Annotated in this window: 10 protein-coding genes and 2 rRNA genes (1 of these 12 running past the window's edge); 3 read left to right on the top strand and 9 right to left on the bottom strand. The window is 68.8% G+C overall.

What is annotated here, in order from left to right:
- The first annotated feature begins 107 nt into the window (after window positions 1-107).
- Window positions 108-452: an SDR family NAD(P)-dependent oxidoreductase gene (locus BN6_RS29885; RefSeq protein ID WP_015103572.1), complete on the top strand. Its 345-nt coding sequence runs from the start codon at window positions 108-110 to the stop codon at window positions 450-452.
- Window positions 453-1,428: 976 nt separating this feature from the next.
- Here BN6_RS29885 and BN6_RS29895 read toward each other — a convergent pair.
- The 3 genes from BN6_RS29895 to BN6_RS29900 all read right to left on the bottom strand — a co-directional run bounded on the left by BN6_RS29895 (window position 1,429) and on the right by BN6_RS29900 (window position 3,122).
- Window positions 1,429-1,944 carry a SigE family RNA polymerase sigma factor gene (locus tag BN6_RS29895; RefSeq protein WP_015103573.1) on the bottom strand — a complete coding sequence of 172 codons (516 nt, stop codon included), beginning with the start codon at window positions 1,942-1,944 and terminating at the stop codon, window positions 1,429-1,431.
- Window positions 1,945-1,948: 4 nt separating this feature from the next.
- Complete coding sequence (locus BN6_RS46120) at window positions 1,949-2,380, bottom strand: hypothetical protein (RefSeq protein ID WP_148303087.1); 432 nt, start codon at window positions 2,378-2,380, stop codon at window positions 1,949-1,951.
- 94 nt (window positions 2,381-2,474) lie between these two features.
- Window positions 2,475-3,122, bottom strand: coding sequence for a TetR/AcrR family transcriptional regulator (locus tag BN6_RS29900; protein WP_041314531.1), 648 nt, complete (start codon window positions 3,120-3,122; stop codon window positions 2,475-2,477).
- A gap of 42 nt (window positions 3,123-3,164) precedes the next feature.
- Between BN6_RS29900 and BN6_RS29905 the strand changes: the two genes are divergently transcribed.
- The gene (locus BN6_RS29905; RefSeq protein ID WP_015103575.1) at window positions 3,165-3,794 is read left to right on the top strand and encodes an FMN-dependent NADH-azoreductase; all 630 of its coding nucleotides are present in this window, start codon (window positions 3,165-3,167) and stop codon (window positions 3,792-3,794) included.
- Between the two features lie 227 nt (window positions 3,795-4,021).
- Here the strand turns inward: BN6_RS29905 and BN6_RS44460 are convergent, their stop codons facing one another.
- Window positions 4,022-4,762 (bottom strand): acVLRF1 family peptidyl-tRNA hydrolase, encoded by a 741-nt coding sequence (locus tag BN6_RS44460; RefSeq protein ID WP_158509463.1) that lies wholly within the window; start codon window positions 4,760-4,762, stop codon window positions 4,022-4,024.
- 288 nt (window positions 4,763-5,050) lie between these two features.
- Entirely contained in the window at window positions 5,051-5,626 is a 576-nt protein-coding gene (locus BN6_RS29915; protein ID WP_148303088.1) for a hypothetical protein, read from the bottom strand.
- Window positions 5,627-6,077: 451 nt separating this feature from the next.
- Between BN6_RS29915 and BN6_RS29920 the strand changes: the two genes are divergently transcribed.
- Window positions 6,078-6,923: a hypothetical protein gene (locus BN6_RS29920; protein WP_231904784.1), complete on the top strand. Its 846-nt coding sequence runs from the start codon at window positions 6,078-6,080 to the stop codon at window positions 6,921-6,923.
- Between the two features lie 344 nt (window positions 6,924-7,267).
- On the opposite strand, the gene BN6_RS29925 is transcribed toward BN6_RS29920, so the two are convergent.
- The 4 genes from BN6_RS29925 to BN6_RS29940 all read right to left on the bottom strand — a co-directional run.
- Window positions 7,268-10,075, bottom strand: coding sequence for a S8 family serine peptidase (locus BN6_RS29925; protein WP_015103579.1), 2,808 nt, complete (start codon window positions 10,073-10,075; stop codon window positions 7,268-7,270).
- 146 nt (window positions 10,076-10,221) lie between these two features.
- Window positions 10,222-11,796 carry a deoxyguanosinetriphosphate triphosphohydrolase family protein gene (locus BN6_RS29930; protein WP_015103580.1) on the bottom strand — a complete coding sequence of 525 codons (1,575 nt, stop codon included), beginning with the start codon at window positions 11,794-11,796 and terminating at the stop codon, window positions 10,222-10,224.
- A 97-nt stretch (window positions 11,797-11,893) separates the two neighbouring features.
- A 5S ribosomal RNA gene (gene rrf / locus BN6_RS29935) occupies window positions 11,894-12,010 on the bottom strand.
- Window positions 12,011-12,124: 114 nt separating this feature from the next.
- Window positions 12,125-13,745 (bottom strand): 23S ribosomal RNA (locus tag BN6_RS29940); it runs 1,459 nt beyond the window's last position.

Raw genomic sequence — 13,745 nt, forward strand, 5'->3', positions numbered from 1 at the left:
GCGCGCAACGAGCGCCGGACCTACTCGATCAAGATGACCACGACACCAGTGTACGGGTTGTTCGCCACCCGATCAGCCACCTGTGTCCACCGGCATACATCGCGTGGATGGCTACCGACGAGTTTGCAGGCAGGACCGCACTGGCCACCGGCGCGAGCCGAGGCATCGGCTACGGCATCGCGCTGGAACTGCTCGCCTGCGGCTCGACCGCCACGATCACCGCCCGCAAGCCCGACACCGTGGCCGAAGCCGCTACGACCCTGGCGGCCGAGGCAGGTGGCCCCGCCGGCCACGCGCTGGCCGTGCCCGGCAACGCGGCCAGCGCCGAAGACCGCGCGCAAGCCGTCACCCGGACCGTCGAGCGGTTCGGACGCCTTACGTCGTGGCCGCTCTCGGCTTCGTGCAGTTGGCGTAGAAGGTCCGCGTCAACGTCGTCGCGCCGGCCGTGGTGAAGACTCCGGTTCGCCGAAGCCCTCTACGCCGGGAGGGAAGAGGAAGCCGCCGCCTCGTATCCCCTCAAGCGGCTCGGCACCCCGGAGGACGTCGCCAGCCTCCTCGCCACCGGCTCATTGGGTTAGGGCCCGCCTTCACCGCGCAAGGACGACGGTGCCCCCCAAGCGGACACCATGCCGAGTAGGCCGCTTGGCTCCGGCAGGCCGCCTGGCTCCGGCTGGCTCCGCGTGGCCGGCCGCAACGCCGCTCCCGGGGCAACCTCGCCGTGAGCCCACCAGCGTCGTATAGGGGGACACGTAACCGCAGCAGGCCCGGTATGCCGCTGAGTCGCGCCCGTTCGGGTGTCCGGCATGACTGCCTTCGCGGAGGTCGAGGAGGACTGTCTAGGTGGCCGGCGCCGGCGGCGTCGTATGGCCGTTTGTGTTTGGCACCTCCGTCTTCTGGGGGTCGGGATGGGTTGGGCTGATGGCGGTCGGGCCAGCCGGTAACGCGGTGGCGGGTGGGCTGAGGGAGGTTCGGACGGTGGCCGGCGGGCCGGTCGTGGTTGTCGCGCGGGGTGTTCCGGGACCGGGTGGCGCTGTGCGGCCGGTGGTCGTCGGACCGGTAGTCGTGGGGCCGGCAGTCGTCGGCAAGTGGGTCATGTCGGGCGCGGTCGTGTGCGGCAGGTCGGTGGCCGAGGGCCCGGCCTGTTCGGAGGGCTGGGGTGTCGGGGCCGGCGGGGCCGGGTTCGTCGTGCGGGTGGAGGTACCGACGGGACCGGGCGTGGTCGCCGGATCGTGGGTGGAGGCAGGCAGCCCGGCCAGGGCGAAGCCGACCGCCACGACCAGGGCCGTGGTGCCCAGGGCGCTACCCGCCACGGCCAGGGCCCGCCGGCGGCTCTTGATCTCCTGGCCGTGGTGGATGACGTCGACGGCACCGAACGTCCGCGGCCGGCGCTCGATGTTCAGTTCTTCGAACAGTTCCTTGAGTTGGTCCTCAAGCATTGGGTGACACCTCCTGCCACAGCTCGCCGAACGTCGGCCCCAGCTTCTGCCGCAACGTCTTGAGACCGCGACTGGCATTGCTCTTCACCGTGCCGACCGAGCACTGCAACGCCGCCGCGGTCTCCTCCACCCCCAGGTCGTGCCAGTACCGGAGCACGAGCACCGCCCGCTGCCGTGCCGGAACCGTCGACAAAGCCCGCCACACCACCAACTTGTCCTCGCTCAGCCCGGCACCCACCGGAACCTCCGGGAGCGCCTCGCTGAGCTTCTCCCGTCGCCACCGCACCCTGCGGCGCTCGGCCAAGAACGTCCGGACGACGATCCGCCTCAGGTAGGCGTCCAAGCCCTCTCGCTGGACCAGCTTCGGCCCAGCCAGGTACAGCTTGAGGAACGCGGCCTGCACCACGTCTTCGGCCTCGTGGTGGTTGCCGCACAACAAATACGCCGTGAAGCGCATCGAGTCGGCGCACCGGTCGAAGTACTGGGTGAACTCCGCGTCCCAACTCACGCCGTCAGCGCCTCGTCGTGGTCGGCGACGGCTGCGGGTGGCCGGTGGTCGGGTACGGGGTCGGCTGCGGCCAAGCGGTGGTCGGCCATGAAGTGGTCGGGTAGGCGGTCGTCGGGTACGCGGTCGGGGACGGTTGGGGCTGGGGCGGCGTGGTCGGCGCAGGCGTGGACGGGATGGGTGCGGTCGGAGCCGGGGTGGACGGGACCGGCGGGTAGGTCGGTGCGGGCGTGGTGGGCTGGGGCGTCGACGGGATCGGCGAAGGGGGTGCCGAGGTCACGCTGGGGTGTGGGGCGGGCGGACTGGTCGGTGGTGCCGTGGTCGGGACGGCGCTCGGTGCGGGCGGGTTGTCGCCGCCAGCGGCGGCGAGCGCGGGTACGGCGGCGGCGATTCCGCCGACCAGGATGGCTCCGGCGGCGATGACGAGACGTGTGCGCATGGTTCTTCTCCCTGGTGCTGGTGGACCACCTCCTCGGTGACCCCCTCACCCATATCCATGCGATGGGCGGGCTCGGGGGTTGTCATGAGTTTTCTCAGGTTGTCAGCGACCTGGTGACCTGCGTCAACGCGTCGACCAGGTGGTCGAACGGCAGGTTCCGCTCGACCAGCCAGTGCTGCACCTGCTCGGCGGACAGGCCGGCCAGCAGCACGTCCGCGGCGATGCCGGGCGCCGGGGTGTGGCACTGCTCCAGCAAGTACTCGCAGTGCCTGCGCCAGAACGCGTGGGCCCCGGTGCGGAAGCGGGCACCCGTGGTCGAGGTCTGGGACAGCAGGACGACGTCCAGCGAATCGCGGAGGAATTCGAGGTAGGCCACGGTGAAGGCGATCAGCCGCTCCGCCGGGGAGGCACCGCCGCCCAGCGGCGGCGGGCCGCTCAGGATGCCCTCCTGGAGTTCGGTCTCCAAGTGGTCCAGCAGGGCCGTGGCCAGGCCCGACTTGTCGCCGAAGCGCCGGTAGAGGGTCCCCTTGCCCACTCCGGCGGCGGCCGCCACGTCGTCCATCGTCACCTTCTCCACCCCGCGCTCGGAGAACAGGCCGGCGGCCGCCGCCAGCACCTTCACCCGGTTGCGGGCGGCATCGGCCCGGAGGGGCGGCGAGTACTCGACCGACAGGTTCCGGAAGGAGATGTCGATCGGGGTCTTTGACGAACCGGACTGCGGTCCGCTACTGTCGGCAGCCATGAAACGGACTCTAGTCCGATTTCCCGAGGAAGGGAATTTGCCATGACGAAGCTGCTGCACGTGTCCGCCTCGCCGCGAGCCGAGGCGTCGGAATCGCTGGTCATCGCATCGGCGTTCGTCGATGCCTACCGGGAGAGCCATCCCGACGACGAGGTCGAGCACTGGGACCTCTGGGACGGCACGCTGCCCGCGTTCGGGCCAGCCGCGACCGCCGCGAAGATGGCGGTGATCCGGGGTGACGAGCCGACCGGCGACGAGGTGGCGGCCTGGCGCGAGGTGGTGGCGGCGGCTGAGCGGTTCACCTCGGCCGACCGGCTGCTGTTCAGCGTGCCGATGTGGAACTCCGGGATCCCGTACGTGCTCAAGCAGTTCGTGGATGTCGTGTCCCAGCCGGGGATGGTGTTCGGCCTCGACGTCGAGACCGGCTACTTGCCGCTGCTCGCGGGGCACGGCAAGCGGGCGGCGGTCGTCTACACCAGCTCGGTGTGGGGGCCGGAGGTCGCACCGGGGTTCGGCTCGAACTTCCAGTCCACCTACTTCGACGACTGGCTCCGGTGGACGGGGATCACGGACCTGACCACGATCCGCCACCACCCGACCTTGAGCGGCGACGCCGAGGACTCGCGCCAGACCGCTCTCGCGACCGCCCGGGAGGCCGCCAAGACCTTCTGACGATCAGAGCGGCTGCGGGACCGATGGGCCGCCGGACGAGGAGGCGCATGGGGCAGGCGGGGATGGGTGCGGACAGAAGCCGAACCTGGGGGTACACCGCGACCGACGAGACACGGCGACCAGCGGGCGATGCGACGGCGGGTGAGCGAACGGCGGGCGGCCGCAGCAGGAGGGATGACACGTCGCCGGCAGTGGAGCGTGTGGGGCGGCTGGACCTGGCGAGGTTCTTAAGGGCGGTATTCGGGTGGGGGGTCTTCGGGCAAGGGGGCTTGGGGATCTTCGAGGTCTTCGGGGTCCGGGTTGAGGTCTCGGACGGTGATTTCGACGGCGCGGGCGCGCTCGGCGGCTTCTTCGAGGACCGAGCGGCGGGGTTCCGGGACGTCCAGCACCCGGTTGGAGGCACGGGCGAAGACGGCGGCGAGCCTTCGGTCGGCGCGGAGGGCGTCGAGGGCCTGCCGATCGCCACCCAGGACCACGGCGTCCAGTTCGTCCAGGCGGGGGACGAGGACCCTGACCGCATCGTCGGCTGCCGCCTGGAGGGCGACTCGGGCCTGGCCTTCGCGGCGACGGGCGAAGCGTTGTTGGGACCAGCCGCCGGCCTTGTTGCGGCCGTGGACCTGGCGACTGTCGGTAGTCGAGGCGACCACTTCGCCGTCGACCGCGACGCCGATGCTGTGGCCGCCCAGACGGACGAGGAGGAGCCCGAGACGGCGTGACGCGGTGGCGTGATTCAGCAGAGCGGTGATGGCGAGACCTTCGACCTCACCCGTCGGGGTGAATTCTTCAAAGGAAGTTGTCACCTCTGCGGTGGCCCCATCGCGCGCAGTGACGACGACCTGGGTCGGGGTGGTTCGGGTCGTGGCTATGCCGTCGTGGCGGTCGGCGAAGCGGGCGAACCAGCCTGCCAAGCGCTCGGGAAGGACCTCGACCGCTCGGCCACCGCCGGCGACCGGTCGGATCTTGGTCATGGCCGCGCCGTCATGGACTCGTGGAGGGGTGCGGCGTGACGAGGTGGGTGGCACGAGACCGGCTGCCAGGCCCCGCGCTGCCGGACCATGCGCTGCCGGGCGGCGCATTGCCGCGCGGTGCGCTGCCGGGCGGTGCGGAGGTGGACGTCGCCGAGCCGGAGGTGGCGGGAAGCCGGGTGGTCGTGCGGGGAACCGCAGTGTCGAGGGCGTCCGGTTCGGCGGGAGCGGGCACGTCCGGAGGTACGGGGCGGAGGAGTGGGGGACGGCGGAGTGCCGGGCGGGGTGGTGTCACGCGGGGGCCACCGCCACCCAGACGGGCAGGGGGTGGCCGCACTCGGCCGGGGAGAAGCGTTGGACAGCGCTGAAGCCCGCCTCGGTCAGCTCGTCGGAGATCTGCTCGGGCGAGAGGACGCGGTGGCGGGTGGCGACGGTGTTGGCCACCTCCCAGGTGGTCTCGCCCCGGACCAGCCGGACGACCTCCAGCGCGTACGACTCGCCGTCCGGCGACCAGTCCCACAACTGGACGGTGACCTGGCGGTTCTGGCCCCGGCCGGACACCTTCGGCGGTGGGGCGACGGGGCGGAGTCGGCTGAGCTTGTCCAGTTCGGGGACCGCTGCCACGAGCAGGCCGCCGGGGCGCAGGGACTGGCGCGCCAGGCGCAGTGCCTGGGGCAGGGCGTTCTGGTGGGCGAGCCGGGGCAGGAGGTCGTCTCCGGCGCGGACGACGTCCACCGGGTGCGGCGTGGGGTGGCGGACCACGTCGAGCAGGTCCACGATCTCGTGCCTGCCCGCGCCCAGTACCGCTGCGGCCACCTCGCTGAGCGGGTCCTCCGGCACGGGCACGAGGTCCTGGGCGGCGGTCACGGGGCACACAGTAGGGCCAAGCGATCATGCGACGCCATCTGGCGGGCGCGGTCGGTGCGGTGGCGCGACGTGGCGGGGCCATAACGGCACGCATATAACCCGAAGGCGACTACCTCAACCTCCGGAACCTCGGGCACAATATTACCGGCGGGTTGACAGATACCGAAGCTAGGGCAATCACCACTTGACAGAACGAGCGCCATCCCAGTGAACTCGTAACCCGTATGGCCCAACCATTGACTCCGCCTGGAAGGCACCAGCGCCCTGCGTTGGCGGGTAGGGTCACTGGGGCGTGATCTAATGACAGCGGGGAGTCACAATGACCAACGCTGCCGGTCGACCCAACCTGTCCGTCGACGAACTCGACCCGACGGGACACGGCAGTCTTGCGCAGCTCTTGACCACGGGTCCCTTCCCCGAGGCGTTGAGGGCAGCTATCAAAGCCAGCAGGTTGAGTCTCGACCGCATCCAGCACAGGCTCGCCCTGCGCGGGGTCACGATCAGTGTCGCGACGCTGAGCTACTGGCAGTCCGGCCGACGTCGACCCGAGCGTCCCGAGTCGCTTGAAGCACTGCGCCACCTGGAGACCGTGCTCGGCGTGCCGCAGGCGGGCTTGTCCGCGCTGCTCGGCCCGCCGAGGCCGCGTGGCAGGCGGTCACGCCCGACCACGATGATGCCGATCGACGCGTTGTGGGCGCGTCGCGAGCGCGTCGCCAACCTGCTCACGAAGGTGGACACGTCCTCGGACGTGAAGCTCGGCAGGATCAGCCAGCACGACCGCATCGAGATCGCTGCCGATGGCGGGCAGCGATCGGCGTGGGTCCGGCAGATCCTGCGGGCCGAGCAGGACGGCCCGGACCGCTGGGCGCTGGTGTTCGAGACCGAGGAGTCCGACGTGCTCCCGCAGGTGGTCAACCTGCGGAACTGCCACCTGGGCCGGGTCGCCGAGGACACCGACGCCACGATCATGGCGGCCGAGCTGATGTTCGACCGGCCCCTGGCCCGGGGCGAGACGATCATCATGGAGTACGAGCTCCTCTTCAAGGAGGGGCACTACCCGGCCGGCAACAACACGTTCGCCCGCAAGTTCCGGCTTCCGGTGCGGGAGTACGTGATCGAGGTCCGGTTCGACCAGTCGTACCTGCCGTCGCGCTGCCAGCAGTTCAGCGTGCCGGCCGGGGACGACACGCCGTCGCGGCGGCGCAACCTGGCGTTGGACAACGCCGGTGGCGTGCACGCGGTGGCGCTCGGGTTCGGGCCTGGCGTGTTCGGCATCCGCTGGGAGTGGCCGAAGTAAGCCTCGCCCCGATGGCCACGGTCAATCGGGGTTGCGGATCTGAAGTGACGGCCCTCGGGACTCCGGTCCCGGGGGCCGTCGCCGTGTCCGGTCGGAGTAAACGGGCCGGGGGTGAGTGGGTGCGCCGCACCGCGGCTGGGTGTTCTGCGCCGCGAAGGCCGGTCCCGCAACGGGAACCGGCCTTCGGGTCATGCGATTCGTTGTGACGCAACGTCTTCCAGACTGGCTTCTGCCAGTTCGGAGTCTGGCAGTTCGGAGTCTCGCAGTCCGGAGGCCGTCAGTTCGGAGCCTGGCAGAGCGGGGTCCGGGCGGGTCGAGGAGTTCGGCCCGCCCGGACCGGCGGCTCAAACGTAACCGTTGAGGTGCAGCGCCACCGTGCGGATCGAGCCGCGGTCGGCGGCCGCGTTGTCGGTCACCTTGAACGTCCAAGTGCCGTCGACCGAGTCGGTGAGCAGGGCGTTCAACGAACCGTTGGCGCGCCAGGAACCGGTGAACGGCGCGTTGCTCGCCGACACGGTCGAGAACGCGCGGGCCGCCGAGTCGTCGAACACGACCTGGCACAGGTTGGCCCCGGTGCCGCCGCTGCGCTGGAACAGCGTCGCCGTCGCGCCCGAGGGCGAGGTCAGCGTGCCGACCAGGTCGCCGACGAACGTGTGGTCGATGCCGACCGTGGTCGCGCCGTCGGCCGACGAGCAGGTGTCGCCGTCGATCGAGAACGAGATCTTCGAGCCGCGCCCGACCCCGGTCACCGGGATCTGCACCGTCAGGCCCACCGCGTCGTTGTCCGGGATGGCCAGGACCGGCCCGGAGTAGGCGAAGTGCTTCGTCTCGCGCGCCGGCTCACCGACGTTGAGCTGGAACGTGCTGGTCGTCGGTGACGTGGACCCGGCGTAGGTCACCTTGGCGTCGAGCTTCAGGGGCACGCCGACCGGCGCGGTCGCCGGGACGGTGACCTTGAACGTGTTGGTCACGGTCTGGCCGACCTCGATGCTGCCGTAGTACTTCGACCGGGGCGCGATGGTCACGCCCGCCGTGGGCGTGGTCAGCACGAGGCTGGTCGACGCCGCGACGCCGTCACCGTTGTTGGCGACCGGCACGGTGATGGTGGCCGTCGTGCCCGGCTTGAGGTACTGGCTGCCGTCCGCGTCGTTCACGACGGACGGCTTCTGCGCACGTGCCAACGGCTGCGGCGACGCACCCGTGTACGCCAGCGCCAGGTCGGCGCGCACGATGCCCGCGCCGGTCCGGTTGTCCACGCCGGTCTCGGCGATGTCCAGCGCGGTCGTGGTCAGTGCTTCGCGCACGTCGGCCGGCGAGAGGCCGGGATTGCCGGACAGGATCAGGCCCGCGATGGCGGCCGCGTTCGGCGCGGACGCCGAGGTCCCGAAGAACGGGTTGAAGCCGGTCAGCGTGGTCTGCACGCCGTCGGCCGCGGTGATGTCGGGCTTTTGCCGGACCTCGGCGCGCGGGGTGCCGTCGGGTGCGAAGAACACCCGGCGCGGACCGTCGGAGGTGAAGCGCTCGGGCTTCTGCGTGCTGTCGTACGCGTTCGGGTACGGCCCGCGCGGGTTCGCCGGGTCACCGGGCTCCAGGTCGTACGGCAGCGGGTTGTTCGCCGGGGCCGCCGCGACCGAGATGGCGCCCTTGGCCGCCGAGTGGCCGCGGGTCACGCCGGGGGTGGCGAACTTCTTGAGCCCGTCGGACGAGTCCTTGAACCGGCCGCCGAGCGCGGACAGCGCGAGGTACTTGTTCTCGCCGCGGAACTTCACCACGGCCAGCCGCAGGCCGGAGGCGGTGCCGGCGGTCGGCGTCTGGACCCGCTCGTACGGGTCCTGGGTGCCGTCCTGGTTGTTCTGGCTGAACGCCACGACGTTGCCCTGGCCGTTGGACACGTACAGGTCGTAGTCGTTGAACGACGACCCGAGCGGGTCGGACCAGAACAGCGTCACCGGCACGTTGCCGGAGTTCGCCGAGAGCGGGTTGAACACCTGCTTGGCGTTCGGGTCGGGGTTGAAGTCGTGGGCGGTGCCCGCGAACTTGCCGATGCCCACGCCCGAGTCGACGAAGTCGCCTTCCCAGTGCCCGGACGTGCCTTCGGCGACGTTGCCCTCGTTCCCGGCGGAGGAGAAGAACACCGCGCCGTCGGCGGTGACCGCGTCCACGGCCTGGGCTATCACGCCGTCCTGGAATGGCGACTCGTTGAAGTAGAGGATGTCGTCCACGATCACGTCGCAGCCGAGCCGGAACCGGAGCGCTCGGATGTTGTCCGCGAAGCTGGCGTCGCCGTTGACCGCGGTCGCGAAGCCGAGCTCGGCGTTGGGCGCGATGTCGTGGAGGATCTCCAGCATCGCGGTGCCCTCGTCACCGGAACCTTCCTGGCTGGTCAGAACGTCCACGGCGGGCAGCTCCCCCGCCGCCTGCGACGCCGCCAGCGAACTCACGCCGTCGGACAGCGCGCACAGCTTCACGCCGGTGCCGGTGACCCGATGTGTCTGCCGGGCGGTGTCTGCGGCGTGCGCCCGGTCCCCTTCGCCGATCTTCGCGGCGGCGACCTTCGGCGAGTCGAGCGCCTCACGGGTGCGGGCCTCGACCTCCTTGGCCTTGTCCTCTTTCGAGAGGGCCTTGGCGTCCTTGGCGGCACGGTCCTGCTGGTGGAACGACTTGTACTCGACGGCCGTCTCCACGCGGCGGACGTCGCCGCGGGCGGAGAGCCGGCTCAACGCCCACAGCGGAATCTGGGCGCGGACGGTCTTGCCCTCAGTGGACACCGAGCGGATGGTGGAGCCCGCGCTGCGGATCGCGGCGACTAACTCGTCGGTGACCTTGTGGGCGCGGATGTCCACCAGAACGGTGTTTCCGCTTTGGACCTTCACCCCGGTCTGGAGTTCCGGGAGCTTGTTGAACGTCGTCGAGTTGGACCGGCGGCGCTGTTCCACGATCAGCGCGCTGTCCACTTTGGACTCGGCGGGCGTGACGGACTTCTTGATGGCCTGGAGCGCGGAGATCTGGGCGGCGGTCTTGTCCTCCGGGCTCTTGGCGGCCCGAGCCGGGTCGGCGGAGACCGGCGTGACCGGGCCGAGCAGCGTGATCAGAACTGCGGCACCGGCTGTGATCAGGGAGTTTCTTCGGGATCGGCGGTTCGGTGAGCGCATTGGCGTCCCCCAACGTCAAGCGTGCCCCCGACGCACGCGGCCAACGGTCGGATGTCTCCGACCGAGGGCTCACAACGTATTGTGCGCGGACGAGTACCGTCTGCCACCGTTCGGCCTACTTCCCACAGGGCAAGAACCATCACAGTTCACAGTACGAACGCGTCTGTCCACAGCTGACCGGTGCGTCCGGACAGGGCGTCGAGCAGCGCGGCGGCCTGGTTGTCGGTCAGCGAGGCGACGAAGTCGACCACCGCCCGGCCGCGCGCGAGCGCCCGGACGGCGTCCGGTCCGGACGGTGTGTCCCCCGTCGCTCCGACCAGGGACGACGGGTCGGTGCGCGCCAGCGCGGTGTACTCGGAGGTGGCGAGTTCGATCAGGTCGTGCAGCCGGCGCGGCAGCCGGTCGGCCTCGTGCCGGTCGGTCGCCCACTGCTCCAGCGCCTCGACCAACGCCGTCAGCAGCCGGGCCTGCCCACGCTGGTGCAGCGCGAGGTCGGGCCGAAGCAACACGAACCTTCGGTGCACGAACTTGAGCACCTGCACCTCGTGCCACTGCTGGACGGCCAGCACCACGTGCCCGGACCTGGTGCTCGGCTCGTCCAGCACACCGACCGCGTCCACGAGTCGCCGCGTCCACCGCGCGGAGAACGCCGCGACCGCCTGTTCGGCTTCCACCGACCCGTCGAACGGCACCGCGAGCAGCCCACCGACAAGCTCGGTCCGCACCATCGCCACGGCTTGGGCGAACGCGTCGTCGTCCACCGCCCACGAGTCCTTCAGGTGCAGTCGGCGGCGCAGGGCCTCCAGCGAACGACCCGGTTGACGTTCCTGCGCGGCCAGGTCGGCGGCGCTGATGCCGGCGAGGTCCACGGCGTGGTCGAGCCACGTGTTCAGTTCGGTCGACACGGTCGCGTGCTGCAACACCCCGACCCGGTAGAAGTCCTCCAGATCGTGGATGGCGTAGGCGATGTCGTCCGCAGTGTCCATCACCGACGCTTCCACCGTCTGCTGCCACGGCTCGACGCGACCCGCGTAGAACGCGCGGGCCTGGGTCAGGTCGTCGAGTTCGGTCACGTAGGCGGAGAACTTGGCCGCGCCCGTCCCCGGCGCGTCCGGCGGCTCGGCCGCGCCGCGCGGCGGAACCCGGAGGTCCTTCGGGTGCGGTTTCGGGTAGGACAGTCGGGTCCACGGGTACTTGAGCATCGCCGCCCGGACCGCGACCGTCAGGTCGAGCCCGACCGCGGCGGGACCTCGCACGTCGGTCGTGGTGACGATCCGGAACGACTGGGCATTGCCCTCGAACCCGTCGGACAGCCCGAACCGGTGGCGGGCCAGGCGGTCGAGCACCTGTTCGCCGAGGTGCCCGAACGGCGGGTGGCCCAGGTCGTGCGCGAGGGCCGCGGCTTCGACCACGTCCGGGTCGCAACCACCGAGCTTGTCGAGCACTCCGACGAGTTCGGGTCGCGCACCGAGCCGTTCCGCGATCGCCCGTGCGGCTTGCGCCACCTTGAGGCTGTGGGTGAGCCGGTTGTGCACCAGCAGGCCGGAGCCGGTGGAACTGACCACCTGCGTGACGCCGCCGAGGCGTGCGAAGAACGGGGAACTCGCCACCCGGTCCCGGTCCACCCGGAACGGACTGGTCGCCAGGTCGGACTGGAGCGGAGTCGAGGCGTCCATGCCCGACCTGCGGAGTGCTCTGGGGTCGGCGTGCTCGCGGTGCATGGCAAGAAAATAGTCCGTGCGGCCGCCGGAAGCAGCACCGGAACGTGAAAAAGCCTTCAGGGGCACCCGTCACGGGTGCCCCTGAAGGCGAAAGAATGTTCGGCGGCGTCCTACTCTCCCACACCCTCACGAGTGCAGTACCATCGGCGCTGGAAGGCTTAACTACCGGGTTCGGAATGGGACCGGGTGTTCCCCCACCGCTATGACCACCGAAACACTATGAAATTACCAACCCGTAGGCACCCCAACCCCGAGACCCAAATGGCCTGGGACCGTGGTGGTCCGGTTCGGTTCTTTCAGAACCGCACAGTGGATGCGTAGCATGTTTGTGAGCAAGTCCTCGGCCTATTAGTACCGGTCAACTCCAGCCGTTACCGGCCTTCCATCTCCGGCCTATCAACCCAATGGTCTCTTGGGGGCCTTACCCCACGAAGGGTGGGATACCTCATCTAGGAACAGGCTTCCCGCTTAGATGCTTTCAGCGGTTATCCCTTCCGAACGTAGCCAACCAGCAATGCCCTTGGCAGGACAACTGGCACACCAGAGGTCCGTCCGTCCCGGTCCTCTCGTACTAGGGACAGCCTTCCGCAAGTATCCTACGCGCGCGGCGGATAGGGACCGAACTGTCTCACGACGTTCTAAACCCAGCTCGCGTACCGCTTTAATGGGCGAACAGCCCAACCCTTGGGACCTACTCCAGCCCCAGGATGCGACGAGCCGACATCGAGGTGCCAAACCATGCCGTCGATATGGACTCTTGGGCAAGATCAGCCTGTTATCCCCGGGGTACCTTTTATCCGTTGAGCGACCACGCTTCCACAAGCCATGGCCGGATCACTAGTTCCGACTTTCGTCCCTGCTCGACCTGTCGGTCTCACAGTCAAGCCCCCTTGTGCACTTGCACTCGACACCTGATTGCCAACCAGGCTGAGGGAACCTTTGAGCGCCTCCGTTACCCTTTGGGAGGCAACCGCCCCAGTTAAACTACCCACCAGGCACTGTCCCTGATCCGGATCACGGACCGAGGTTAGACATCCAGTACGACCAGAGTGGTATTTCAACGACGACTCCACAACCACTGGCGTGGCCGCTTCACAGTCTCCCACCTATCCTACACAAGCCGAACCGAACACCAATACCAAGCTATAGTAAAGGTCCCGGGGTCTTTCCGTCCTGCCGCGCGTAACGAGCATCTTTACTCGTAGTGCAATTTCGCCGGGCCTGTGGTTGAGACAGTCGAGAAGTCGTTACGCCATTCGTGCAGGTCGGAACTTACCCGACAAGGAATTTCGCTACCTTAGGATGGTTATAGTTACCACCGCCGTTTACTGGCGCTTAAGTTCTCAGCCTCGCCCCGAAGAGCTAACCGGTCCCCTTAACGTTCCAGCACCGGGCAGGCGTCAGTCCGTATACATCGTCTTGCGACTTCGCACGGACCTGTGTTTTTAGTAAACAGTCGCTTCTCGCTGGTCTCTGCGGCCGAAAAATCCTAGCCCGCAAGGGGCTTCAAATCCCTCGGCCCCCCTTCTCCCGAAGTTACGGGGGCATTTTGCCGAGTTCCTTAACCACAGTTCGCCCGATCGCCTCGGTATTCTCTACCTGACCACCTGTGTCGGTTTGGGGTACGGGCCGCGTGAACACTCACTAGAGGCTTTTCTCGACAGCATGGGATCACCCTACTTCGCCTCAATCGGCTATGCATCACGTCTCAGCCTTGAATGCAGCACGGATTTGCCTATGCTGCGGCCTACACGCTTACACCAGTACTACCACTCACTGGCGGAGCTACCCTCCTGCGTCACCCCATCGCTTGACTACTACAAGTTCAGGTCCCGCGCTCCACATCGCCCCTCATCCGAAGAATCAGAGCGGGCTTCGGGCGGTTAGTATCACAAGGTTCGCCATGGGCGCGTTCACACGGGTACGGGAATATCAACCCGTTGTCCATC

The sequence above is a fragment of the Saccharothrix espanaensis DSM 44229 genome, assembly GCF_000328705.1.
Classification (GTDB): domain Bacteria; phylum Actinomycetota; class Actinomycetes; order Mycobacteriales; family Pseudonocardiaceae; genus Actinosynnema; species Actinosynnema espanaense.

What these genes read in the sequence shown, in the direction of transcription:
- BN6_RS29885 (WP_015103572.1), top strand. Translation starts at nt 108, where the DNA reads ATGGCTACCGACGAGTTTGCAGGCAGGACCGCACTGGCCACCGGCGCG.
- BN6_RS46120 (WP_148303087.1), bottom strand. Translation starts at nt 2,380, where the DNA reads ATGCGCACACGTCTCGTCATCGCCGCCGGAGCCATCCTGGTCGGCGGA.
- BN6_RS29900 (WP_041314531.1), bottom strand. Translation starts at nt 3,122, where the DNA reads ATGGCTGCCGACAGTAGCGGACCGCAGTCCGGTTCGTCAAAGACCCCG.
- BN6_RS29905 (WP_015103575.1), top strand. Translation starts at nt 3,165, where the DNA reads ATGACGAAGCTGCTGCACGTGTCCGCCTCGCCGCGAGCCGAGGCGTCG.
- BN6_RS44460 (WP_158509463.1), bottom strand. Translation starts at nt 4,762, where the DNA reads ATGACCAAGATCCGACCGGTCGCCGGCGGTGGCCGAGCGGTCGAGGTC.
- BN6_RS29925 (WP_015103579.1), bottom strand. Translation starts at nt 10,075, where the DNA reads ATGCGCTCACCGAACCGCCGATCCCGAAGAAACTCCCTGATCACAGCC.
- BN6_RS29930 (WP_015103580.1), bottom strand. Translation starts at nt 11,796, where the DNA reads ATGCACCGCGAGCACGCCGACCCCAGAGCACTCCGCAGGTCGGGCATG.